The 23,322-nt window shown below is 64.3% G+C and carries 26 protein-coding genes, 1 tRNA gene and 1 pseudogene; 12 read left to right on the forward strand and 16 right to left on the reverse strand.

What is annotated here, in order from left to right; all coding sequences use genetic code 11:
* From ACHWRX_RS07670 to ACHWRX_RS07685, 4 genes and pseudogenes are all read right to left on the reverse strand, one after another.
* A pseudogene (locus ACHWRX_RS07670) lies at positions 1-639 on the reverse strand (hypothetical protein); the annotation flags it as partial.
* A gap of 137 nt (positions 640-776) precedes the next feature.
* The gene (locus ACHWRX_RS07675; RefSeq protein ID WP_394658743.1) at positions 777-1,826 is read right to left on the reverse strand and encodes a TIGR03032 family protein; all 1,050 of its coding nucleotides are present in this window, start codon (positions 1,824-1,826) and stop codon (positions 777-779) included.
* Positions 1,827-2,008: 182 nt separating this feature from the next.
* Complete coding sequence (locus ACHWRX_RS07680; protein WP_394658744.1) at positions 2,009-2,410, reverse strand: hypothetical protein; 402 nt, start codon at positions 2,408-2,410, stop codon at positions 2,009-2,011.
* Positions 2,411-2,658: 248 nt separating this feature from the next.
* Positions 2,659-2,750, reverse strand: a tRNA-Ser gene (locus ACHWRX_RS07685).
* Between the two features lie 242 nt (positions 2,751-2,992).
* Between ACHWRX_RS07685 and ACHWRX_RS07690 the strand changes: the two genes are divergently transcribed.
* On the forward strand, positions 2,993-3,832 hold the full coding sequence (locus ACHWRX_RS07690) for a DUF1134 domain-containing protein (RefSeq protein WP_394658745.1): 840 nt from the start codon (positions 2,993-2,995) through the stop codon (positions 3,830-3,832).
* A 67-nt stretch (positions 3,833-3,899) separates the two neighbouring features.
* Here ACHWRX_RS07690 and ACHWRX_RS07695 read toward each other — a convergent pair whose 3' ends face one another.
* Positions 3,900-4,403 carry a hypothetical protein gene (locus ACHWRX_RS07695; RefSeq protein WP_394658746.1) on the reverse strand — a complete coding sequence of 168 codons (504 nt, stop codon included), beginning with the start codon at positions 4,401-4,403 and terminating at the stop codon, positions 3,900-3,902.
* Between the two features lie 183 nt (positions 4,404-4,586).
* Here ACHWRX_RS07695 and ACHWRX_RS07700 point away from each other — a divergent pair, with 183 nt between their 5' ends.
* Positions 4,587-5,765 (forward strand): aromatic amino acid transaminase, encoded by a 1,179-nt coding sequence (locus ACHWRX_RS07700; RefSeq protein ID WP_394658761.1) that lies wholly within the window; start codon positions 4,587-4,589, stop codon positions 5,763-5,765.
* Positions 5,766-5,812: 47 nt separating this feature from the next.
* Here the strand turns inward: ACHWRX_RS07700 and ACHWRX_RS07705 are convergent, their stop codons facing one another.
* From ACHWRX_RS07705 to ACHWRX_RS07730, 6 genes are all read right to left on the reverse strand, one after another.
* Entirely contained in the window at positions 5,813-6,430 is a 618-nt protein-coding gene (locus ACHWRX_RS07705; RefSeq protein ID WP_394658747.1) for a riboflavin synthase, read from the reverse strand.
* 9 nt (positions 6,431-6,439) lie between these two features.
* Positions 6,440-7,405 (reverse strand): bifunctional diaminohydroxyphosphoribosylaminopyrimidine deaminase/5-amino-6-(5-phosphoribosylamino)uracil reductase RibD, encoded by a 966-nt coding sequence (gene ribD, locus ACHWRX_RS07710; RefSeq protein WP_394658748.1) that lies wholly within the window; start codon positions 7,403-7,405, stop codon positions 6,440-6,442.
* Positions 7,406-7,412: 7 nt separating this feature from the next.
* Positions 7,413-7,904, reverse strand: coding sequence for a hypothetical protein (locus tag ACHWRX_RS07715; RefSeq protein WP_394658749.1), 492 nt, complete (start codon positions 7,902-7,904; stop codon positions 7,413-7,415).
* A gap of 73 nt (positions 7,905-7,977) precedes the next feature.
* Positions 7,978-8,703 carry a M48 family metallopeptidase gene (locus tag ACHWRX_RS07720; RefSeq protein ID WP_394658750.1) on the reverse strand — a complete coding sequence of 242 codons (726 nt, stop codon included), beginning with the start codon at positions 8,701-8,703 and terminating at the stop codon, positions 7,978-7,980.
* 34 nt (positions 8,704-8,737) lie between these two features.
* Positions 8,738-9,241, reverse strand: coding sequence for a YcgN family cysteine cluster protein (locus tag ACHWRX_RS07725; protein WP_394658751.1), 504 nt, complete (start codon positions 9,239-9,241; stop codon positions 8,738-8,740).
* Complete coding sequence (locus ACHWRX_RS07730) at positions 9,229-9,849, reverse strand: SCO family protein (protein ID WP_394658752.1); 621 nt, start codon at positions 9,847-9,849, stop codon at positions 9,229-9,231. Before ACHWRX_RS07730 ends, ACHWRX_RS07725 begins: the two co-directional genes overlap by 13 nt.
* Before the next feature lie 82 nt (positions 9,850-9,931).
* Here ACHWRX_RS07730 and ACHWRX_RS07735 point away from each other — a divergent pair, with 82 nt between their 5' ends.
* The 5 genes from ACHWRX_RS07735 to ssb all read left to right on the forward strand — a co-directional run bounded on the left by ACHWRX_RS07735 (position 9,932) and on the right by ssb (position 14,116).
* Entirely contained in the window at positions 9,932-10,570 is a 639-nt protein-coding gene (locus ACHWRX_RS07735; protein WP_343055912.1) for an ankyrin repeat domain-containing protein, read from the forward strand.
* 1 nt (position 10,571) lies between these two features.
* Complete coding sequence (locus ACHWRX_RS07740; protein ID WP_394658753.1) at positions 10,572-11,264, forward strand: COQ9 family protein; 693 nt, start codon at positions 10,572-10,574, stop codon at positions 11,262-11,264.
* A 69-nt stretch (positions 11,265-11,333) separates the two neighbouring features.
* Positions 11,334-11,573, forward strand: a complete 240-nt coding sequence (locus tag ACHWRX_RS07745) for a FeoA family protein (protein ID WP_058735073.1) — start codon at positions 11,334-11,336, stop codon at positions 11,571-11,573.
* Between the two features lie 10 nt (positions 11,574-11,583).
* The gene (locus ACHWRX_RS07750) at positions 11,584-13,428 is read left to right on the forward strand and encodes a ferrous iron transporter B (protein WP_394658754.1); all 1,845 of its coding nucleotides are present in this window, start codon (positions 11,584-11,586) and stop codon (positions 13,426-13,428) included.
* A gap of 109 nt (positions 13,429-13,537) precedes the next feature.
* Entirely contained in the window at positions 13,538-14,116 is a 579-nt protein-coding gene (gene ssb, locus ACHWRX_RS07755) for a single-stranded DNA-binding protein (protein ID WP_183618594.1), read from the forward strand.
* A gap of 50 nt (positions 14,117-14,166) precedes the next feature.
* Here ssb and ACHWRX_RS07760 read toward each other — a convergent pair whose 3' ends face one another.
* Positions 14,167-14,676 carry a DUF177 domain-containing protein gene (locus ACHWRX_RS07760; RefSeq protein WP_058736585.1) on the reverse strand — a complete coding sequence of 170 codons (510 nt, stop codon included), beginning with the start codon at positions 14,674-14,676 and terminating at the stop codon, positions 14,167-14,169.
* Complete coding sequence (locus ACHWRX_RS07765; protein WP_394658755.1) at positions 14,673-15,194, reverse strand: ubiquinol-cytochrome C chaperone family protein; 522 nt, start codon at positions 15,192-15,194, stop codon at positions 14,673-14,675. The genes ACHWRX_RS07760 and ACHWRX_RS07765 overlap by 4 nt, the downstream gene beginning before the upstream one ends.
* Positions 15,195-15,397: 203 nt before the next feature.
* Here ACHWRX_RS07765 and ACHWRX_RS07770 point away from each other — a divergent pair, with 203 nt between their 5' ends.
* The 5 genes from ACHWRX_RS07770 to ACHWRX_RS07790 all read left to right on the forward strand — a co-directional run bounded on the left by ACHWRX_RS07770 (position 15,398) and on the right by ACHWRX_RS07790 (position 18,580).
* Positions 15,398-15,892 carry an outer membrane protein assembly factor BamE gene (locus tag ACHWRX_RS07770; protein WP_394658756.1) on the forward strand — a complete coding sequence of 165 codons (495 nt, stop codon included), beginning with the start codon at positions 15,398-15,400 and terminating at the stop codon, positions 15,890-15,892.
* A gap of 46 nt (positions 15,893-15,938) precedes the next feature.
* Positions 15,939-16,499, forward strand: coding sequence for an ATP-dependent protease subunit HslV (gene hslV / locus ACHWRX_RS07775; RefSeq protein WP_058736582.1), 561 nt, complete (start codon positions 15,939-15,941; stop codon positions 16,497-16,499).
* A gap of 117 nt (positions 16,500-16,616) precedes the next feature.
* Positions 16,617-17,918, forward strand: coding sequence for an ATP-dependent protease ATPase subunit HslU (hslU, locus tag ACHWRX_RS07780; protein WP_183618588.1), 1,302 nt, complete (start codon positions 16,617-16,619; stop codon positions 17,916-17,918).
* A 55-nt stretch (positions 17,919-17,973) separates the two neighbouring features.
* A complete protein-coding gene (locus tag ACHWRX_RS07785) occupies positions 17,974-18,375 on the forward strand; it encodes a GFA family protein (protein WP_394658757.1) in 402 nt (133 codons plus the stop codon).
* A gap of 4 nt (positions 18,376-18,379) precedes the next feature.
* Positions 18,380-18,580: a DUF1737 domain-containing protein gene (locus tag ACHWRX_RS07790; RefSeq protein WP_183618584.1), complete on the forward strand. Its 201-nt coding sequence runs from the start codon at positions 18,380-18,382 to the stop codon at positions 18,578-18,580.
* Between the two features lie 74 nt (positions 18,581-18,654).
* On the opposite strand, the gene ACHWRX_RS07795 is transcribed toward ACHWRX_RS07790, so the two are convergent.
* The 3 genes from ACHWRX_RS07795 to ACHWRX_RS07805 are packed head-to-tail and all read right to left on the reverse strand — an operon-like array spanning position 18,655 to position 23,052.
* A complete protein-coding gene (locus ACHWRX_RS07795) occupies positions 18,655-20,475 on the reverse strand; it encodes an ABCB family ABC transporter ATP-binding protein/permease (RefSeq protein ID WP_394658758.1) in 1,821 nt (606 codons plus the stop codon).
* A 55-nt stretch (positions 20,476-20,530) separates the two neighbouring features.
* Entirely contained in the window at positions 20,531-22,042 is a 1,512-nt protein-coding gene (locus ACHWRX_RS07800; RefSeq protein ID WP_394658759.1) for an oligosaccharide flippase family protein, read from the reverse strand.
* Positions 22,039-23,052: a glycosyltransferase gene (locus ACHWRX_RS07805; protein ID WP_394658760.1), complete on the reverse strand. Its 1,014-nt coding sequence runs from the start codon at positions 23,050-23,052 to the stop codon at positions 22,039-22,041. The genes ACHWRX_RS07800 and ACHWRX_RS07805 overlap by 4 nt, the downstream gene beginning before the upstream one ends.
* Between the last annotated feature and the right edge of the window lie 270 nt (positions 23,053-23,322).

The raw sequence follows: 23,322 nt of genomic DNA on the forward strand, positions 1-23,322 counted from the left end.
TGCGGTGTCGACCGTCACGTTGCGGCCGTTGGCGATGATGCCGACGGCGCCCGTGCCAGCGGTCGAGGTGAGGCCAGTCGTCGTGATCGCCACGTCGCCATAGCGCGAGTATGCGCCGATGCCGCGCCCGCCCGCCGCAGTGTTGGTCACCGTTCCGGTCGTGACGATAACGTCGTTCGACGACACCGCGCGCACGACATTGTTGAAGGCAGAAGAGCTCGAGAGCGTGCCGGTGCTGTTGACGGTCGCACCCGCGTCACCGTTGACGTAGACCGCGTGCGAATAGGCGGCGGCATTAGCCACAGTGCCTGCGTTGACGAACTGGTTGTTCCCGACGCCGCTGATACTGACCGGGCCGCTGACCACAACATTGGGATCAGTATTGACGGTAAGGTCACCTGCGGGCGTGTAGGTGATGCCGCTGGCGTAAGGATTGCTGCCCGCAGAGCAAGTCACCGAATTGGAGGTGGCCGGGCCACATTCGTCAGCCGCATGCGAGCTTCCGGGGGTCAGTAGCAGAAGTCCAAGGGCAAGCCCGGTGAGGGCCGTCCCGCCGGCGAGACGCGCCTTGCTGCGGACGGTGGAGAACTGGCTTGCAGGGTGAAACTGCCCGTTACGAGCACCGGTAGCTTTGCTCATCGATTCGTATCTCCCATGCCGCGCTTCGAATGGGGACGCGGTCTGTACGAGCCGGTTAGTCCTTAGAATCAAATGATAAAAGCTGATTATTTTTTGTTGACTGTGGAACTACGACGGCTCTTCAACATACATTGAACTCAGCCGATCGTGATTGTGTTCTGGATTTCCATGGTGTCGACGCCAATCGACATTGGGCAGACATGACCTGGCAAAATCGCGACGTCGAATAGCTCGGAAATCTCACCATCTAGGCGGATCCAATCTACCAGGTCGCCGGTGCGAAGATCGATGACGAACACGCCGCACCATGGCTCTCCATCGCGTCGGGTGATCTCGCGCTCGAGTTCCAGTTCCTTGAAGCTGCCGTCCCGCGGCTTCGATGCGGTGACGACCGCAAAGCCGTTATGCACCGCCAGCCCACGCAGGAACCCGGGGCAGAACGCGACGTCCTGCTTGGCGCCGGTGTCCAGATCGACGCGGATCAACTGTCCCCGCCCGCTGTCGAGCGCGTAGAGCTTGCCATCTGCAACCCGAGGACTGTGAGGCATGGACAACTGGTCGGTGACAACTCGTCCAGTCTCCACCTCGATGATGACCCCGCCGGTTTCGCGGCGCGCGCGCCAGCCGCTCAGCACGTCGGTCTGGCTGACGGCGGTCACATAGGCCGGGCGTCCGTCCAGCATGGCCATTCCGTTGAGGTGGCACCGATCTTCGGCTGCGAGCTTGGAAATGAACGGGGGCCGCCAGTAGGGTCGGAAACTGTGCACTGGATCGAGCACGGCCAAGCAGCTGTGTTTGGTGTTGACGAAGACGGGATGCCCATCGACTAGGATGCCGATCTCGTGAATATCGATATCGCCGGTTGTTCGACCTTCCCTCGGAACAAAGACAGTGTCGAATGATCCATTGGCCTGCTCACCGACACCGAGCATATTCTCCAGGCGCCAAAGTTGGTACAGCGATCCCAGCCAGAGCCGGCCTCCATCGTAACAAACACCCATGGCCCGTACGAAGTTCTGCTGGTTGAACGACACGCTGCCGTTGGGCAGCAACCCCACCAGAAACAGCTGCCCTGTCTGGTACGAAGTGAATGCCAGACTAACCTTCTGCGATTCGAGCCAGCCCGCGAACCCCCGAGAAACGGTAATGCTTGTGCCGACTTGCGGTGCGCTATGCGTATTCGTCATGACGCTTTCTTACGCAGAATGGAGTTTGCCCCAAAGCTGAATTCTATCTCCCGCGTGCGAATCGATTGCCAGTCCGGGGTGTTCCAGAGTTCGGTCCATCTTGGCGCCGACTTCAAGCCGGGGAGACAGACACGGGACAGGTCATCGGTTTTATGATGCTGCCAGTATTGCTCCGTCAGCTATCAACCTGACTTTCGAAAACGTCCAGGGTCATCGCTACAGCGTGCTGCGCCATTGGGCTCAATGCTTAGGTTCTTTAAACCGCCCTCAATGCTGTCAAGCAGTTCCAGAGCGAAACCGCCGAATGTCACGACGGGCTTGTCGGCGACTGGCTTTGCCTCTTCCTTGCTTTTCAAGCGTTCGACGCGAGGGTCGATGCGTTCGAGCAGCATCTCCCGGATTTCGGCGGTACGCTGCCGAACTTTCGCGAGAGGCACGTCCAAGGCCGGACCAAGCCCCATTTCGATTCGCTTGCCAGGGCCGGTCTTATTGATTCTGAATTCGCTCTTGGGCTTGAGCGTGCCGATGAAGATCCGCGATCGGCCGGTCGGGCGGATGCAGGTACAGACCACCGCCGTCACCATAGAGGCCGGGCCTCTCCTCAGACTAAATCTGTCGATCTGAGAGTTTGTTACGCGCGTGCGACGGCGTAATTTCGGCTATTAGCAAGCGATCAGCGGTCCAGCCAGCCATAACTTTGGACGTAAATTTTGCGTGGCTTTCCACGATCTTCGGCGAATGCCAGTGAACGCAAAATCCATGTGAAAGCGCGGCAAACCGCCCCTCTCCAGCGTTCGTAGTAATTCGTAATGGTGCGCTGGAAAGTGGCCGCTGGCGGAGACGCCGGGATTCGAACCCGGGGTGCCCCCTTAAGGGCACGACGGTTTAGCAAACCGCTGGTTTCAGCCACTCACCCACGTCTCCGGATGCGGCCTTGAGGGCGCGGCTATAGCGAGGGGTTTGGCAAGGAGCAAGGGGGTGCGCAGGCTTGTTTGAGATGATCTTTGCATGCGGCTGAACGGCGGCTTCAGTTCGCCTCGGCGCAAAATCGCCTTGGGGGCACACCGTTCATTGCTGGATAAGGCCGGATGCGCTCTAAGCCTGAGATTGGGTCCAGTTATCGGGAGCGCGGGGCGATCATGAATTTACGCAAGATGCGGTCGCATATGGCGGCGGCCATCGTGGTGATGGGGCTGGGAGGCACGTTGCTGGCGGCTCCCGTCGCGGCGCAAGTGCGCTCCGTGGACCCGGACGTCGCGATCGACGGTGACTTGTCGCCTGGCCAGAACACCCCCGCCCGATCGGCACCTGTATCTCCGGCAGCGCGAGATCGCGGCAGTTCGACCGATATCTATGGTGGGAACGGAACGCCGTTAGATACCGGCCCCTCGTCATCGTCGACATCCTATCCGGCTTCCACGTCCGTCTCCGATGCGTCGCGCGCGCCGGCGGCCACTCCGTCCAATTCGGTGGACGACTGGAACCCGCAATCGATCGGCACCGAGGCGACCGCGCCGCAGGGCACTACATATCGCAAGGACGACTTGATCGGCGCGGCCGAGGGCGTGTTCGGCAAAGGCGCGCAGGGCCTGGCCAGCATGATCGAGGATCTGCTGCGCAAGCAGGGCGAGCCCAACGCCTATATCGTGGGGCGTGAGGGCTCCGGCGCCATCGGCGTGGGCCTGCGTTATGGCTCGGGTACGCTTCATCACAAGGTGGAGGGCACTCGCGCGGTCTATTGGACCGGGCCGTCGATCGGCTTCGATGCGGGCTTGAACGCATCCAACGCCTTCGTGCTGGTCTACAATCTCTACGATACGGAAGAGCTGTATAAGCGCTTCCCGGCGGGTGAGGGGCAGGCCTACCTCGTGGGCGGTTTCAATATCAGCTATCTGCGCCGTGGCGACGTGGTGCTGATCCCGGTACGGATGGGCGCCGGATTGCGCCTGGGCGTCAATGCTGGATACATGAAGTTCACGCACAACCAGAAATGGCTGCCATTCTGAACGCGGCTCGGCCGCGCGGGGGTGATTCCGCGCGGCCGTCCGGTCATCGAATTGGGCACGACGGGCGTTAGTTGCCCGCTGCCGCCTTGCCCGATGCGCTGGCGTTCGCATTGGCACCCGCAGCGAGTTGCAGGCTGGATCGCGGCACTGCCGTCATCACCTGGTTCACCTTCCCGGCGCTCTTGGCGTAAAGCTGGGAGACCGGGATGTCGTACACCTTGCTGCCGTCCACCACGATCGCGGTATCGCCCTGCACCTTCTGGACGGTGCCCACGGAGCGGTTCTCGCTATCGCGGACGGTCAGCCCGGTGGAGAGATCGGTGGTGTTCGCCACGCGCAATTGCGCATGGTCGATCCGGCGCTGCACCGCGTTGTTCGCGCGGTTGACGGCATGGCCGACATGATCGGTGGTGTGTTGCACGGTCGACGCCGGGTCCACGGTGGTGTTGACTGCCGCGCCGACATTGGCGCCGACATTCGCGGTAGAGCCAACGACGCCGCCCAGTTGCGCGAAGGCGGGCGCCGCAATGAGAGCGGTGCCGATAAGCGGAATAGCGATGATCTTACGCATGGTGATCTCTCTTCCCTTGATAATTTTTGGTGGACGATCCCGTGGGGCGAACGTCCGCAGTCTAAGTAGGATCACGGGTCTGAGCCATTCGTGTATAAGACGTTCATCGTATGTCGAGGCGGTGGGCTTGTTGAGGATCGGGGCTCTTGCAGGGCGGCGATGTGCGAAGTAACGGGGCGCACCATGCTTACCAACTTGCAGCAACAGCCCGCCGATGCGCTTCTGGCGCTCATCAAGCTCCACAACGCGGACCCGCGTGCCGACAAGATTGATCTCGGCGTCGGCGTGTATCGGACTGGGGAGGGCGATACCCCCGTGTTCGGCGCGATCAAGGCGGCGGAGCGCAAGCTGGTGGAAGAGCAGGATTCCAAGGCGTATCTCGGCCCTGAGGGCGATATGGGCTTTGTGGAAGCTTTGATGCCCTACGTGTTCGGCAAGGAATCGCCTGACATGGGCGGCCGGATTGAGGGTATGCAGACCCCCGGTGGCACGGGTTCGTTGCGCATCGCGTTGGCGGTGGCGAAGCGGGCTGGCATCCGCCGCGTGATCGTGGGTGTTCCCAGCTGGCCCAACCACGCGCAGATCTGCGCAGACCTTGGTCTGGATGTGGTGGAGTTCAATCACGCGACCCAGGCCGGCCATACCGACATGGACGCGTTGCGCGGCGCGCTGGCCAATGTGGGTGAGGGTGATGCGATCCTGCTGCATGGATGCTGCCACAATCCCACCGGCATCGATTACTCGCACGCCGAATGGGATGAGATCGCGCAGCTGCTGTCGCAAACCAAGGTGCTGCCGATCCTCGACCTTGCCTATCAGGGCCTGGGCAACGGGATGGAAGAAGACGCCTATGGTTTGCGCCGCGTTCTGGTGGCGGTGCCCGAGGCGCTGATCAGCTATTCGTGCGACAAGAACTTCGGCCTGTACCGCGATCGCGTGGGTGCGCTTTATGTCATGGCGGCGGCGGGGGAAGACCTGCCGCGCATGATGTCGAATGCCCATTCCCTGGCACGCGCCAACTGGTCGCAGCCGCCAGATCACGGCGCGGCTGCGGTCCGCCTGATTCTGGAGGATGAAGGCCTGACCGCGCAGTGGCTGGACGAACTGGACCAGATGCGGGACCGCATGCGCCAGGTTCGCGCTACTTTGGCCGCAGCAGGCAAGGCGGGCGCGGTGGACCTGACGGCGTTCGGCGGACAGAACGGCTTGTTCTCGATCGTGCCGATCAGCAAGGAACAGGTGCTGGAGATGCGGGAGAAGCACGGCATCTATATGGCCGGTTCGGGCCGTATCAACGTGGCGGGTCTGACGATGGGCAACATCGACAAGTTCGTTGCCGCCGTGGCCGAAGTCACCGCCTGACCAAAACACCGGCGGCCTATTCGGTAAGGTCGCCGGGTCTTGGTGCCTCAGCCGTTGAGGCTTTGCATCCGCTTGAGATAGCGGGCGAGGACGTCGATCTCTAGATTGACCTTGTCGCCCTGCTGCAGCGTGCCCAGCGTCGTCACGTCCGCAGTGTGCGGAATGATGTTGACCGCGAAATGGCAGGTGCCGTCAGGCTGGTCGGTCACGTCGTTGACGGTCAGCGATACGCCATCGATGGTGATCGAGCCTTTCGGGGCCAGGTAGGGCGCAAGATCCGCGGCAATAGCAAAGCCGATGCGCCGCGAATCGCCTTCAGGACATACGTCCAGCACTTCGCCCACGCCGTCCACGTGGCCGGTGACGATGTGGCCGCCCAGCTCGTCGCCCAGCTTCAGTGCCGGTTCGAGATTGAGCGTGGTGCCTTCGTGCCACCGACCCGGGACCGTGCGGGAAACCGATTCGCCCGAGATATCGACCGCGAACCAGGCGTCACCCGCCGCTCCGCCCTTTTCCACCACGGTCAGGCACACGCCGGAGCAGGCGATCGATGCGCCGATCGCGATCTCGGCAGGATCGAACGGGCACGCGATGACGGCGCGCAAGTCGCCCTCCTGCTTCGCTTCGCGGATGGAGCCCAGGGCGGTGATGATACCGGTAAACATGACGCTGCCTTAGCGCTGCCGCACGTAGAGTTCCAGCATGTCCGGGCCGAGCTTACGCCGATCCTGCAGATGCCATCGGTCATGGGCCTGCCCCAGCGATGCCAGGCCGATATCACCGATCGCCGCCTTGCCGCCGCCCACCACGATCGGCGCGCGATAGAGCAGCAGGCGATCGACCAGATCCGCCTTGAGGAAGGCCGCTGCGGTCAAGGCCCCGCCTTCCACGAACAGATACTGTACCCCGGCCATGTCCCGAATCGCTTCGGGCGAGGCGATGGTCTGCCAGCCGGCGGGCGCGGACTGGCGCGTCAGCACCCAGCGATCGGGGCTGCGCCTTTCCAGGCCAGGCAGCCGCACATCGAGGCGCGGTTCGTCGGCTCGCAGGGTGCCACCACCCACGAGGATCGCATCGGCCCTGGCGCGCATGGCGTGGGTATGGGCGCGAGCTTGATCGCCCGTGATCCACTGGCTTTCTCCACCGGCCAGCGCGATGCAGCCGTCCAGCGAAGTTGCCAGCTTCAGCGTCACTTCCGGTCGGCCGCGTTGTGCGCGGATCAGGTAGCCGGAAAGGCTCTCGGCGCAGGCGGGGGAGGGCAGAAGTTCGCAGACGATCCCGGCATCGGCGATGCGGGCGATGCCCTGGCCTGCCGTGCGTGGATCAGGATCGCCGCAGCCTACGACGACACGGGCGAGGCCGGAGCTGCAGACAAGATCGGCACAGGCCGGGCCGCGTTCGGAGCGGTGCGCGCAAGGCTCCAGCGTGACGTAGAGAGTCGCCCCCTGCGCTTGCTCGCCAGCCTGCGCAAGCGCAACGGCCTCGGCATGGGGGCGGCCGCCTGCCTGCGTCCATCCGCTGGCGATGACCTTGCCGTCGCGAACTATGATGGCCCCGACACCGGGATTGGGGCGACTGAGCGGTCGGGCGCGTGCGGCAAGGCCGGCAGCGGCGGCCAGCCAGCGGTGATCGATGCTCATCAAGGCGCTATTGCACGGCAGCGGTGGTCGGTTCGGCCTTGGCCTGCAGCGCGGCGTTCGCTTCGGCGCGGCGCTTGCGGATCGCCTCAAGCTCGGCCTTCTGCTCGGCCGCGTTCTGAGCGTCGGCATCGCGGGCGATCTTGTCGACATCCATGCCAGACCAGCGCCCCAGCTCCTTGTAGAGATTGCGCACATCGGCGTTGCGCCGCGCTTGCTCCAGCGCCATCGCCTCCTTGCGCTTCTGATTGGCGATGTTGGAGGCCATGATCTCCGCATCGGTGCGATGCTCGGGCAGGACCGTGATGTAGGTGACCTTGGGCGGCAGGTGCGGGGCGCTGCCCTCCTGCTGGTACATCACATAGAACACCCCGAATGTGCACGCCCCGGCGATGATCGCGAAGCGCCAGCGGTGCCGGCCCGCCTGCTTCCACACTTCGCGGAAATCTGCGATCATGCCGGTGGGATTGACGTCTCGCCACATCCCGGATCGTTTGAACATTGCCATCTGCGCAAGATAGGGCATCGCGCCGCCGGGCGCCAGTCAGCCGACGGGCTGACACAGCAAGCGCCCCTCAGCCGAAGGGTTGGTAGAGCGAGCGGCCCTCTCGCTTGAGCCAATCGTTGGCAATGGCCACGTCACCTTCGAACAGCGCGGCCAGGCAGGCATGGAACGCGGGCGAATGATCGAAGTGGACGAGGTGGGCCACCTCGTGCGCCACCACGGACCGGCGCACGAAATCCGGCGCCATGACCAAGCGCCAGTTGATCCGGATCGCGCCGTTCGCCGCGCAACTGCCCCAGCGCCGCTGCGCGCGGGAGAGCGCCAGGACAGGCGGGGCGCGATTGGCGCGGGCGCAATAATGGGCGAGGTCTTCCCTCAGAAGCGCTTTCGCTTCGGCCTCCAACCAGCGCCGTAACCGCGCCGGAAGCGAAGCCTCTTCGCCGCCGACAATGATTTCGCCGTCGCGAACGACAGGCCGCCGCGCCGCTTTCGGGTCATGGCGGATCGTCAGCGCCTGGCCGCGAACTGCAAGGGCGGAGCCGGGCTGCCAGGCGCAGGCGGGGGGCAGGGCATTCAGCTGACGCTCGATCCAGGCGTGGCGCGATTCGGCGAAGGCTAGCGCTTCCGCTGTCCGCCCCCAGCGTGGGATCGAGATACGCACTTCCGAGCCATCCGGGGCCAGCCGCATCGTCATCCGCCGGGCCCGCTCCAACCGCCGCATCACGATCGGCACGGCGCGACCCGAAACCTCCACCGTCGGCACGGCGCGGGGATCGCGGCGCAACCAGTCCAGCATCAACAGCGATCCCGCATCAGGGCCGACCGGCCCATCAGGTGACGTCCCAGGGATTGCTTTCGGCCTCGATCTCCCAGCCTTCCATGTCGACCGGCCAGATGATGTGCTGCTCCAGCGGACCCGCCACCGTCTCGCTTACCACGCGGCCCACCACGGATACGCCCACGCGCTTTACGGCCTCATGATCGCCGGAGATGAGATAGTGCCAGCCCGGCAGCGGCTCGCCGTCGGCGCGCAGGCGATAGGCGCAGGTATCTGGCAGCCATTCCAAGGAGCCCGCGTTGCGGATCGTCAGTCGGGTGCAATCGGGCACGATGCGCTTGCGGTTTGGATAGTCCGAGCAGCGCGCGGTCTCCAGGTCCAGCAGCTTGCACGCCACGTTGGTGTGATAGATCTCGCCGGTATCGGCATCCTCCACCTTGTGCAGGCAGCACTGGCCGCATCCGTCGCACAAGGCTTCCCATTCGGTCTTGTTCAGCGACTCGAGGGGGCGCTCCCAGAACCGATCCCTGGCATCGCCTGCGCTCAGTTCACCCATTTGCTCAATTCTGCCGAGACCGCCTCGCCACCCTTGTCCACCGGCAGCATGGCGATCGGTTTACCGTCGGGGTCCATGAGGTAGGCGATCCGGCTGTGATCCATCAGGTAGCCGCCCTCGGTCTTCTCACCCTTGCTGTAATACGCCGCGAAGGCCTTGGCCGCCATGGCTACTTGCTCCGGCGTGCCGGTCAGGCCGACCAGCTGGGGTGAGAATGCCGCGGTCCACTGGCCGACGACTTGCGGCGTATCACGCTCCGGGTCGATGGTGATGAAGATCGGCTGGACCTTGGCCGCGCGTTCCGGACTGGCTTTCTGAAAGGCGGCGAAGCCCTTCATCAACTGCTGCATGTCCAGCGGGCAGGCGTCCGGGCAAAAGGTATAGCCGAAGTAGACGATGCGATACTTGCCCTTGAAACTATCCCACGTCACGGTCTTGCCGTCCTTGTTCACCAGCGTGAACGGGCCGCCGATCGCCGCGCCTTCCAGCGGCGGGCGCTGTGCCTGCTGGACCGAGCCGCCACCCGAATCGCAAGCGGTGAGCGCCAGGGGGGCCAGAAGCAGGGCGAGGGTGCGGAAGCAGCGAACGATCATGGCGCGCCGGTTCATGCTCTGCTAAATGCTACGGCGCAAGGGCAGCGAGGCGGCATGTCTCACCCGGACATGCGAAAAGATGCGAAGGAACAACGAAGTGGCGATTTTCCGCGGAGAGCGTGCAGGGTCAAGATTGCGCACGGCGCTGCTCTCCATGGCGATGCTGGGCGCTGTCGTGGCTGTGCCCGCGCAGGCGCAGTTCTCCGAGGGCTACAAGTTCCTCGAGGCGGTGAAGAAGAAAGAGGGCGAAAAGGTGGAGAGCGCGCTTTCCACGCCCGGCTCCACTATCATCAATACCCGCGATGTCACCACCGGCGAAACGGCGCTCCACATCGTCACCAATCGCCGTGACCTTACCTGGCTGCAATTCCTGCTGGCCAAGGGTGCGAATGTGAACGGACGTGACGGCCAGGGCCGCTCCGCGCTGCAACTCGCCACCAACCTGGGATGGCGCGATGGCGTGGCGATGTTGCTGGAGGCGCGGGCCAATACCGAAGTCGCCAACGATGCCGGTGAGACGCCGCTGATCGCCGCCGTGCATCGCCACGATGTGGAAATGACCAAGCTGTTGCTGCGCGCCGGGGCGAATCCCGATCGGGCTGACAACTCCGGGCGTTCCGCGCGGGACTATGCGGCGCTGGAAGGCGCGAACGATCCGGTGCTCGCCGCGATCAAGACAGATACCAAGCCGGGCGCCAGCCGATCCAGCAAGCCCACTTACGGGCCTTCGCTCTGACATGGGCTCTGTGACCAACACGTATCTCGCGCAAACGGCGAGCGACGACGATACCTCGCTGGACGATCTGCGCGTGCGGCTGGCGCCGCTGGTGGCAGAGGCCGCCGTGTTCGATGGATGGAGCGAGGCTGCGGTTCATGCCGCCGCCGAGCAGGCGGGTGTCGATACCGATGTCGCGGACTTTGCCTTTCGCGACGGTGCGATGGCGATGATCGCCGCGTGGACGGCCTGGGTAGACCGGGCGATGGCCGAAGCACTGCCGGCGCAGGACCTGGCGGCGATGCCCATTCGGGAGCGCATACGCAGCTTAGTCCTGGCGCGGCTGGACGCGATCGCCGGGCAGGAGGAATCCTTGTCGCGCGCGATGGCGATCATGGCCATGCCACAAAATGCGGCGCGCGCGATCAAGCTGGGTTGGCACAGCGCGGATGCGATGTGGCGGCTCGCCGGTGATACCGCCACCGACTACAATCACTATACCAAACGCACGATCCTGGCGGGCGTCTATGCCGCCACGCTGGCGGTGTTCGCCGACGACAGGAGCGAGGGGAAGGCCGATACACGCGCGTTCCTCGATCGCCGGATCGCGGGCATCATGCGGTTTGAAAAGGCCAAGGCGCAGCTCCTTCGCCCGGCTGAGCAGCGTTTCAGCATGGCGCGGTTCCTGGGGCGGTTGCGCTATCCGGCCTCATAAGGCGGGCGTCAAAATTTAGTTATTGCGAACCAGTTGCAATATTCGCTGCGATCTGGCAGCGGACCTTGGATGACTCTCGATCTCCTCCCTGCTGGTCAGAGTGCGCGAATCGTCTCGGTCGATTGGTCGCGCCTGGTTGACGAAGAAGCCCGCCGCCTGCGCGCGCTGGGCGTTGACGATGGTGCGCGAGTGAAAGTCAGCCACAAAGGCGTGTTCGGCGGGGCAGATCCGATTGCGCTGGCGGTAGGGCGCATGACGGTCGCGTTGCGCCGGGCGCATGCCTCGGCGATGGAAGTCGAAATCCTGTGAGCCAGATCCTGTGAGCAAGCCGCGCAAGATCGCCCTGGTCGGCAATCCTAATGCCGGAAAAAGTGCGCTTTTCAATGCCTTAACCGGGGCGCGCCAGAAGATCGCGAATTATCCCGGTGTCACGGTGGAGCGCAAGTCCGGGCGGCTGATGCTGCCATCGGGTGAGCCGGTGGAGATGACCGATCTGCCGGGTTCCTACTCGCTCGATCCCACCAGCCCGGATGAGGCGGTGACGGCCAAGGTGATCCGTGGTGAGTTCGTGGGCGAAAGCGCACCCGATGTGCTTGTGGTGGTGCTGGACGCCTCCAACCTGGAACAGCATCTGGTCTTCGCGCAGGAAATCATCGCGCTGGGCAAGCCCACGGTCGTGGCGCTCAACATGGTGGACCTGGCCGAGCGCGACGGACTGGTGATCGATCCGCTGGCGTTGGAGCAGGCGTTGGGCATCAAGGTTGTGCCGACCGTCGCCGTGCGGCGGCGGGGCCTGACCGAACTGGCCGAGGCCGTCGCGGCGGCGGAAACGCGGCATCCCGGGCCGGGCCTGACCGACCTGACGATGACCGAACGCCGAGTGGCCGCGCATGCCATGGCCGATGCGGCGATTCTTTCCGAATCCAAGCGCCACCGGCTGCACGCGCGGCTGGACAGAGTGTTGCTGCATCCCTGGATGGGCCCGATAATCCTGTTCGCGTTCCTGTTCGTGATGTTCCAGGCCGTGTTCGCCTGGGCCACTCCGTTCGCCGATGCGCTGGAAGCGGGCGTCGCGCTGCTGACCGACGGCGTGAAAGGCATCGTGCCGCCAAGTCTTGCGCGTGATCTGTTGACCGAAGGCGTGCTGGCGGGCGTCGGCTCCGTCGTGGTGTTCCTGCCGCAAATCGTGATCCTGTTCTTCTTCATCCTGGTGATGGAGGCCTCGGGCTATATGGCCCGGGCGGCCTTCCTGATGGACCGGATGATGGCGGGCGTGGGCCTTTCGGGCCGCAGCTTCATCCCGCTCCTCTCCAGCTTCGCTTGCGCGATCCCCGGCATCATGGCGACCCGCAGCATCACCGATCCCAAGGACCGGCTGACGACGATCCTGATCGCGCCGCTGATGACCTGCTCGGCACGGCTGCCGGTGTACGCCGTGATCATCGCCGCCTTTATTCCGCAGCGCTCCGTAGGGGCCGGCATCGGCTTGCAAGGCCTGGTGTTGTTCGCGCTCTATGTCGCGGGCATCGTCGGCGCGATGGCGGTGGCGCTGGTACTGCGTCGCTCCGTCACCAAGGGCGCGGCCAGCGGCTTCATCATGGAACTGCCCAAGTATCAGCTGCCCGCCGCGAAGGACCTTCTGATCGGCCTGTGGCAGCGCGCTTGGATCTTCCTGCGCCGGGCGGGCACGATCATCTTCATGGTCACGGTAGTGCTGTGGCTGCTGCTGAACTTTCCCCGCGCAGGGCAGGGCGAGGATCAGGTCGACGTGTCCATCGCGGGGCGGATCGCCAGCGGATTGTCCGTGGTGGTGGAGCCTATCGGCTTCAATCGGGACATGGCGCTGGCGCTGATCCCGGCCATGGCGGCGCGTGAAGTGGCGGTCAGTTCGCTGGCGACGACGTATGCCGTCGCCGCCACGGATGATGAGAACGCACAGGCCATGGCGCTGGGCGATCAATTGAAGGCGAAATGGACCTTGCCCATGGCGCTGGCGTTCCTGGCCTGGTTCGTCTTCGCGCCGCAATGCATGTCCACGATCGCTGTGACCCGGCGCGAGACCAACGGCTGGAAATGGCCGCTGTTCATGATGGGCTACTTGTTCGGCCTGGCCTACATCGCCGCCGGCGCCACCTACTGGATCGCGGTGGAAGCGGGGCTTTAGGCCCGAGGCGAAAGTGGGGCGGTTGTCGAAAACCGTCTGCGCGGACTCGCATCGCCACCCTTCGTTGCGCTAACCGGTTCGCCAATCTTTACACGAAAAGGATTCCCGCATGGCAGGCAGCGTCAACAAGGTCATTCTGGTCGGCAATCTGGGCGCCGATCCGGAGGTGAAGTCGTTCCAGAACGGCGGGCGCATCGCCAACTTGCGCATCGCCACGTCCGAGAACTGGAAGGACAAGACCAGCGGTGAGCGCAAGGAGCGCACAGAGTGGCACTCCGTCGTGCTGAATTCCGATGGTCTGGTCGGCGTGGCCGAACGGTTCCTGCGCAAGGGCAGCAAGGTCTACATCGAAGGACAGCTTCGCACTCGCAAGTGGCAGGATCAGTCGGGCAATGACCGCTATACCACCGAGATCTCGGTCGGCGGCATGGGCGGCGTGCTGACCATGCTGGACGGCGCCCAGGGCGGCGGCGGCGGCGGTGGTTCGCGCGGTGGCGGGGACTGGGGTGGCGGCGGTGGCCGCTCGTCCGGTGGCGGCAACGACGATTGGGGCGGTGGTTCCTCGCGCGGCGGCGCAAGCTCCGGCGGCGGTTCTTCTTCGGGCGGTGGCGATTGGGGCCGCACCGGTGGTTCGTCCGGCTCGTCGGGCGGCTTCGGCGACGATCTGGACGACGATATCCCGTTCTGAGCCTTTTCGAAACTGCGTCGCCCCGGCCCAAACCTGGGCGACGAAAATTCTTAGAGCTTCAGTCCCTTCAGCGCGGCGAAGGGATTCTCCGTCTCGCCGTTCAGTTCGGGCCGCTTGCGTGCTTCTTCCGCTTCAGGGCCGGTCAGGAACGGGTCGATCGCCAGGGCGACCGTCTGCGCCACCGCCTCGCCCAGGTTGAAGTGGCTGCCGGTATATTCGATCTCGTCACAATCCTCGGCCGAGAGCTCGATCTCCTCGTCCGGCGCATAAGTCCGGGCTTCTGGCACGAACCGCACCGCCATTTCCTCACGGAGGGATACCGGCAAATCCTCGGCCGACACGGCGCAGGACTGCACGATGTCAGCGCGAACGGTGCCGCGGGCCTCTACCACCCGATCCTTGCGATGCAGTTCGATATCGGCAATCAGGCTATCGATCCGAACGATCCCGAACCGCTGAGCCAAGGCCGCGCGCTCGGCCTCGGTCGCTTCGAGATGGGCGATCTTGCCCTCGCATTGGCGGACATCAAGTTCGCGGGAAAACTCCGGCTGCGGGGTCATCGCGCGATCCTGGCGGCAAGCAGATCTTCGTTGCTGGTTGCGTCCAACTGGCGCGAGAGTGTGACCACTGCCTGGGCCAAGCCGGGCAAATCGGCGCCTTCCACCAGCGTCACGTTGCGCTCCAGCATCGGCACCAATGCGGCTTGCGGATCGGCAGAGGCCAGCGCATCGCGCAACGCGCCCATGCGCCCGCCCAGGGTGCTGACCAGCTTGCCCATGCGCTTGCCCACCACAAGATCGCCGACGCCGGACTGGCGCAACTGCCCGTCCATATCCTCGACGAAGACTTCGGTGATCCGGGCGGACAGGATCTTGAGATGCTCGTCCCGCTCCATCCGCAGCATCACCAGCGAAAGCACCAGCGTCACCGCGTCGAACCGACCCGGAACGGTATCGGCCACGCCGTACTGCGCATACCACGCCTTCTCCCGCGCGATCTCCACCGTGCGGTGCCACAAGGGGCGCACCGGGGCGCGGTCATCGGAATTGCGGCCCAGCAGGCGATCGAGGATAGACACGAGAGAGGGCGGCCTTTCTGGCTAAAACGGCGGTGGCGTTCACCGGCAATTCAATCGGGCGAGCGCAACGGCCATTGCGCAGTCGAGTGCGTGACCGTAAGGCTCGAACCCGAGTGACTGGCCGAACGTCTCGGTCGATATATGGGTGGTGGGCCTGCTGGCAATGGCCAGCGCGCTGCCGCTGCGGACTGGAGTGGGAATAAATGCGCAGCTTCGGGCATAAGGCCTGGCTCTCCGTGGCCTCTCTGGGCCTGCTTGCGGCGGTGAGCGGTTGCAGCTCCATCACCGATCACCGCGGCTACATCATCGACCAGGCGCTGGTCGATGCGGTGCAGCCCGGGATCGACAATCGCCAGTCGGTGGAAAAGACGCTTGGCCACCCCACCTTCGCCAGTCAGTTCGGCCCGCAGGACTGGTATTATATTTCCCAGACCGTGAAGACCCCGCCGTTCCGCCGTCCGCGCACTGCGGAGCAGACGATCTATCGCCTGCGTTTTGACGGTACCGGAAACTTGGCCGCGATCGACAAACGCGGGATGGAGCAGGTGGCGCGTATCAGTCCCGAGGGCGCAAAGACGCCGACTTTGGGCCGCAAGCGCGGCTTGCTGGAGGATCTGTTCGGCAACGTCGGCGCAGTCGGCGCGGCGGGCGTGGGCGGCACCAGCCAGGCTCCGACCACCGGTCCGAACGGAAGCTGATCGACCTTGCATTGAACCTGGCGTCGGGGCGCATATATCCCGCGCCATGGACAATAGCGGGGCGAGCCACGGCCTGATCCAGTGGCACGGAACAACCATCATCGGGGTGAAGAAAGACGGCAAGACCGTCATCGCCGGCGATGGCCAGGTTTCCATGGGCAACACGGTCATGAAGCCGAATGCGCGCAAGGTGCGCCGGATCGGCAAAGGCGAGAAGGTCATCGCCGGATTCGCCGGCGCGACGGCCGATGCCTTCACCTTGTTCGAGCGGCTGGAAAAGAAGCTGGAGCAATACTCCGGCCAGCTGACCCGCGCCGCCGTGGAACTCGCCAAGGACTGGCGCACCGACAAATATCTGCGCAACCTCGAAGCGCTGATGATCGTCGCCGACGAGACGACGCTGCTGGTGCTGACCGGCAATGGCGATGTGCTGGAACCTGAGGCCGGGATCGCGGCGATCGGCTCGGGCGGGAACTATGCACTGGCGGCGGCCAAGGCGATCGAACTGTACGAAGCCGATGCCGAGGTGATCGCCCGCAAGGCTATGCAGGTCGCGGCTGACATCTGCGTCTTCACCAACGACCGCGTCACGGTGGAAATCGTCTGATCTCATCTCCCCTCCCGCTTGCGGGAGGGGTCGGGGGAGGGCGTGTCGAAGGCCGCTCACCCCTCTACAAGCCCTCCCCCAGCCCCTCCCGCAAGCGGGAGGGGAGAAGGACACGAAATGAACTCTTCCCTCACCCCCAAGGCCATCGTCGCCGCGCTCGACGCTCATATCGTCGGTCAGACCGAGGCCAAGAAGGCCGTCGCCGTCGCGCTGCGTAACCGGTGGCGTCGCCAGCGCCTGCCCGCAGACCTGCGTGACGAGGTGACGCCCAAAAACATTCTGATGATCGGCCCCACAGGCTGCGGCAAGACCGAGATTAGCCGCCGTCTGGCCAAGCTGGCGGATGCACCTTTCGTAAAGGTGGAAGCCACCAAGTTCACCGAAGTCGGCTATGTCGGGCGGGATGTGGAACAGATCGCGCGCGATCTGGTAGAGGAGGCGATCCGCCTGGAGAAAGAGCGCCGCCGCGAATCGGTGCGCGAGGCGGCGAGCAAGGCGGCGATGGAGCGTCTGCTCAACGCGCTGGTGGGTGAGGGTGCGTCGGAAGCCACACGTGCCGCGTTCCAGCAGCGCGTGGTCGAGAACGCGATGAACGACACTGAGGTCGAGATCGAGGTGGAGGACGCGCCGGCCGGCCCGATGGAGATTCCCGGGATGAACGGCTCGGTCGGCATGATCAACCTGGGCGACATCATGGGCAAGGCGTTCGGCCAGAACAATCTGAAGCGCCGTAAGATGAAGGTGCCCGCCGCCTGGGACAAGCTGGTCGACGAGGAGTCGGACAAACGACTGGATCAGGACGACGTCAACCGCACCGCGCTGGCCAACGCCGAGACGAACGGCATCGTCTTCCTGGACGAGATCGACAAGATCGCCGTGTCGGACGTGCGCGGTGGCTCGGTCAGCCGCGAGGGGGTGCAGCGTGACCTGCTGCCACTGATCGAGGGCACGACGGTGGCCACCAAGTACGGCCCGATGAAGACCGACCACGTGCTGTTCATCGCCAGCGGCGCCTTCCACGTCGCCAAGCCCAGCGACATGCTGCCCGAACTGCAAGGCCGTCTGCCGATCCGCGTCGAGCTGAAGGCGCTGACCGAGGAGGACTTCGTGCGCATCCTGTCCGAGACGCGCGCGAACCTGGTGGCGCAGTACAAGGCGCTGCTGGAAACCGAACAGGTGACGGTGGAGATCACGCCGGATGCCATTGCCGAGGTCGCCAAGATCGCCGCCCAGGTAAACGAAAGCGTCGAGAACATCGGTGCGCGGCGCCTGCAGACGATCATGGAAAAGCTGCTGGAGGAACTGAGCTTCGAGGCCGAGGACCGCCAGGGCGAGACGGTGATGATCGATGCGGCTTATGTTCGCGAGCGCTTGACCGAGCTGGCCGGTGATACGGATTTGTCGAAGTATATCCTGTGAGGCTCCTCCCCGCGCCGGGGAGGAACTGCTAAGCTGACCTTGAAGGAGACCAGCCATGCCGCTCGAGGGCGGATGCCAATGCAAGCAGGTTCGCTACAGCGTGAGGGGCAAGCCGGAACATTCCTCGTTTTGCCACTGCGCCGATTGCCGCGCTTCGTCCGGCGCGCCGGTCATGGTCTGGTCGGCGTTTCCGGCTGAACGCTTCAACGTGATCGCGGGGGAGGCCACGGTTTACAGCAGTAACGGTGTGTCGATGCGCCACTTTTGTCCCACGTGCGGTACCGGCTTGTGGTACACCAATGAGGCCGCCTTGCCTGGTCTGGTCGATATCCAGACCGTCACGCTCGACAACCCCGAAGCGCTGCCGCCTGACGCACATATCCAGGCAGCCGAGGAGCTGGGCTGGATGAAGACAGCGCACGATCTACCTCATTTCGAGCGCTATCCCGGAGCCTGATGCGATGTCCATTCCACCCGATGACCGCCCCGTCTATCGCCTGCTGACCGGCAAGGACGACCGCGCCTTCTGCGAGCGCGTATCCGAAGCGCTGGCGCAAGGCTGGCGGCTCTATGGCTCACCCACCCTGGCGTGGGATACGGCGGAGAACTGCATGAAGGCGGCGCAGGCGGTGGTCTGGAAGGATGCCGAGGCGGTGAAATAGGCCTTCAACAGGTCGCACCTCTCGAAGGCAAGACAAGCTTTCAGCCATTTGACACGAACCGGAGGGGCGCGACCTTACTCCGCCGCTTCCTCGAACTCTTCCTGCTCTGCCGCCTGGCGCGCCCACATCTCGGCATAGAGGCCGTCGCGGCGTAGCAGGTCGAGATGGCTGCCGCTTTCCGCCAGTTGCCCGTCCTGCAGCACCAGGATCTTGTCAGCATCGGCGATGGTCGACAGCCGGTGCGCGATCGACAAGCTGGTGCGATGTTCCGAGACGCGGTGCAGCGTGGCCAGGATGTCCTGCTCGGTCCGCGTGTCCAGCGCGCTGGTGGCTTCGTCGAGCAGCAGGATCGGCGGGTTCTTCACCAGGGTGCGCGCGATCGCGACGCGTTGCTTTTCACCGCCCGAGAGCTTTAGGCCGCGCTCACCCACTTCGGTGTCGAATCCTTGGGGCAGGCGCTCGATCAGAGGCATCAGGGCCGCACCACGCGCCGCCGCTTCGACATCGGCTTGCGTGGCATTGGCGCGGCCATAGGCGATATTGTAGCCGATGGTCTCGTTGAAGAGCACCGAATCCTGCGGCACAATACCGAGCGCCGCGCGCAAGGAGGTCTGGGTGATCTGGGCGATATCCTGCCCGTCAATCAGGATGCGGCCGGACCACGGATCGTAGAAGCGAAACAGCAGCCGCGCGATGGTGGACTTGCCCGCGCCGGACGGCCCGACGATGGCGATATTCTGGCCGGCGGGCACTTCGAAAGAGAGACCCTGCAGGATCGTGCGGTCCTTTTCATAACCGAACAGAACATTGTCGAAGACGACCGAGGGCCGGTTGATCAACAAAGCCGGGGCACCGGGCCGATCGGCCACTTCCTGCCGCTCATCCAGCAGGCGGAACATCTCCGCCATGTCGATCAGGCCCTGGCGGATGGTGCGATAGACCATGCCCAGCAGATCGAGCGGGCGGAACAACTGCGCCAGATAAGTCTGCACGAAAACCAGCTGGCCCGCGCTATAGCGACCCTGCCACCAGCCATAGACGGTCCACGCCATCGCGCCGGCCATCAGCAGGTTCACCACCAGCCCTTGCGCGATATTGAGCAGGCCCAGCGAGTTCTCGCTCTTGACCGCCGCATGCGCATATTCGGTGGTGGCCTTGGCGTAGCGGGCTTCCTCGCGAGCTTCGGCGCCGAAGTATTTCACCGTCTCGTAATTCAGCAGCGAATCGACGGCGTGAGCTAGCGCCCTGCCGTCCAGCCGATTCATCTTTTCACGCAGCGCCGTGCGCCATTCGGTGATCGTGCGCGTCACCCAGATGTATGCGACCACGGCCACAGTGGTGGCGATCACCAGCGGCCACCCGAAATTCAGGTAGAAGATCACGCCCACGACCAGCAGCTGAAGCACGGTGGGCGCGATGTTGAACAGCATGAAGTATAGCATCGTATCGATGCTCTTGGTGCCGCGCTCGATCACTTTGGTGACTTCGCCGGTGCGACGCGCCAGGTGAAAGCGCAGGGACAAGCGATGGAGCTGGGCGAAGACGTTCTCCGCCAGCGAGCGTGTCGCATCCTGCCCCACGCGCTCAAACACGATGTTGCGCAGGTTGTCGAACCCGACCCCGGTGAAGCGCACCGCGGCATAGGCCAGCACCGTCAGCATGACGAGGGTCAGCGCCTTGGGTCCGGTGACGCCCATCGCGTCGACCGCCCATTTCAGCAGGTACGGCAGCACCAGCTGTGAGGCGGTGGAGGCGAGGATCAGCACCACCGCCACCACGATCCGCAGCCGCAAAGCACGATTGTCTCGCGGCCATAGATAGGGGAGGAAACGGGCAAGCGTCTTCCAGCCATCGTGGCGGGCGTTCGGATCTCTGACGGCGGTATCTGGTGGCATCGCTGCGCTATGTAGGCGCGCGAAGGCCTAAGGCAAAGCGCGTTGCCCGTATTCCTTACGCTAGCTTCACCTTGAGGCGATGGAGCAGCGGTTCGACGGCATGCCGGGCCGTGGCGACAAGGTCATCGCGCGCAGGATGGCGAAGCGCAAAAATCGCCAGCAGCCAGCTCGCTCCGGCGCCCAGCGCGGCCAGAATCAGTCCGGCAAAGCCCAGCGTCTGGGGCGTGCGCCACATATTCACCGCGTAGAACGCAGGCAGCGCCGTGATCAGCGCCACCCCGGCACTGCTTAGGTAAATCCGGCGCATCACCGCCCAGCGGAAGCCTACCATGCCATGCAGCCACCCGGCATAGATCGCGATCCAGCCCAGACCCCAGACCAGGCGGGAGGCAGCGGCGCCTTCCACGCTCATCGCCGCGCCCACCGCCAGTGTCACGATCGAAAGCGCGGTGTCGGCCAGGTTGAACCAGAGAAGTTGCTTCAGCCGGCCCAGCAGGATGGGCAAGTCCATGTGCAGCGGCAGCGCGACGAAACAGCACTCGGCCAGCGCGACATAGGCCAGCAGCGGTGCGGCGCGTGACCAGCCTTCGCCATAGAGCAGCAGGATGACGGGCTCTGACAGGACCGCCAGCAGCACCATCGCTGGCCACACGATCGCGCCATGCGCGGCGACGACACGCTCGTAGTAAGGGCCCAGTTCCCGCCCCTCGTCTCGCAGGCGGGCGAACGTCGGGTAATAGATCGCGCTCACCGCCCCGGCGACGAGGTAATGCAGTTGGGAGGCCAGCGCGACACCCCGGCTGAACAGGCCCGCAGCTGCCATGCCCTGCATCCGCCCAACGATCAGGTCCGGTGTGCGCATTCCCAAGCCGCCCGAAAGGTAGAGCAGCGCGCTGCCAGACCCGAAGCCCACGATCTCCCGAAACCGTGCCGCCCGAACTTTCGTCGACAACGGGGTGGGCTGCCACGCCTGCGCGGCGATCGCCCGGACGGCAGCTTGCGCGATCATCGCCCACGCCAGCGATTCCGCCGAGAACCCCAGCGCCGCAAGGCTCAAGGCACACGCGCTGTTGGCTACGGCCCCGAGGCAGTTGATGCTGAAAGTGGCGCGAAAATCCAGTCGCCGGGATAACAGCGCGATCGGCACCACGCTCCACGGATTGAGCAGGTAGGACGCGGCGATCAGCGCCAGGATCCCGAATAGGCGCGGCTCGTGATAGAAGCGCGCCACGGGCCAGGCCAGCGCTAGGATCAGTCCGGCGACGATAAAGGAGAACAGCACGGCAATCACGGTGCAGTGCCGCACGGTGTCGCTGTCCGCCGTCGGGTGGCGCCCGATATAGCGGGTCAGGCCGAAATCCTGGATGATCGAAAGAATCATCGCTGCCGCCAAGGCGACTGAAAACAGGCCGATCTCCTCAGGCTTCAGGAAGAAGCGCGAGATGACGACCGAGGTGACGAACTGCAGCACGAACAGGCAATACTGGCTCGCCGCTGCCCACAAGGCGGCGGAGCGGACGCTGCCGGAGCCGCGACTGGATCCCTCTGCAGGCTCCGTTTCGCTCATACCGCCAGCGTCGTCGCCAGCGTGGCGGCAAGCCGCGCCGCCCGGACCGGTTCGCCAAAACGCAGCAGCCGCACCACCGTGCGCCACATCCCATCGCGTCGACCGCCATCTCGCAAGTGCTGGACCAGAAGGTCGAACCCGTCCTCACGCATGGCCTGCACGGAATAGAGCAAACCGAGCGCCACTTGCTCACGCACTTGGCGAGTCACATCGCTCCGGCCGAACAGGGCGTCGAGTTGGTCGATGGGCGGGAGGCGCTGCAATCGGGCCGTGGGATCGGGGCGGCCAGCTTGCCGCTCCTCCCAGGCCAGCTGCGCGATCGCGGTGCCATATTGCTGTTCGGTGGAGTGGCGCGCAGAGACCTGTCCGTCGTAACGGCGGTAACGCAATAGCCGCTCCGGAATGTTGGCCAGCTTGGTCACGCTGGCGAGGCGCAGCCAAAGGTCATAGTCCTCGCAGTGGCGGAACGCCGCATGATAGCCGCCGACGGCACGAACCACGTCGCGCCGGTACATCGCCGCCGGATGGCAGATCACCTGCTGTCCCTCGGCGATCGTGGCCAGCACTTCGTCGTGAGTCAGGGGATGATCGGCACCGGTACGGAACATCGGCTCGCCATGTTCTCCCATATCCTCACTCCACGATCCAACGACGCCGTGGTCGGGATGATCCGACAGGAAAGCCAACTGTCTCTCGAAGCGATGAGGGCGGCAGATATCGTCCGCATCCATCCGGGCGATGATCGGAGCGCGGGCCTTCCCGATCATCTCGTTCAAGCTGGCAACCAGACCACGATTTTCCCGGATGATCGGCTTGATGCGCGGATCGGTCCGCTCATAGCATTTCAGGATCTCGGCGGTCGCGTCGCTGGAGCCATCGTCCAGGATCAGGAATTCGAAGTCGGCGAAGCTTTGCCCCAGCACGCTTTCGATCGCGGCGCCCAGGAATCGCTCGCCGTTATAGACGCTCATCGCAACGGTGAGGGCGGGAAGGGCTGCCGGATCGGCCATGTCGTTGCGTCTGTTCCACTTTTCGGCCGGTTTGATGCCGGCGGCGACCTACCTCCTTGTTAGAGGAGGGCGGTAAAGAAAGGGTGATGGCTTGGGTCGGTCAGGCCTTGACCTCCCCTTGAGGCTCAAAACTGGCGGAATCCCGTCATTTTTTTCGGGGTTTGGCCCTGAGATGAAACTTTTTTGAAATTGGTGTTTGACCGACTCGTTAGTGTTGCATATACGGCGTTTCACCGGACGGGACGTTGCTTTCAACGGCATGTTTAGTTT

This window comes from uncultured Novosphingobium sp. (assembly GCF_964277725.1).
Lineage (GTDB): Bacteria > Pseudomonadota > Alphaproteobacteria > Sphingomonadales > Sphingomonadaceae > Novosphingobium > Novosphingobium fluoreni.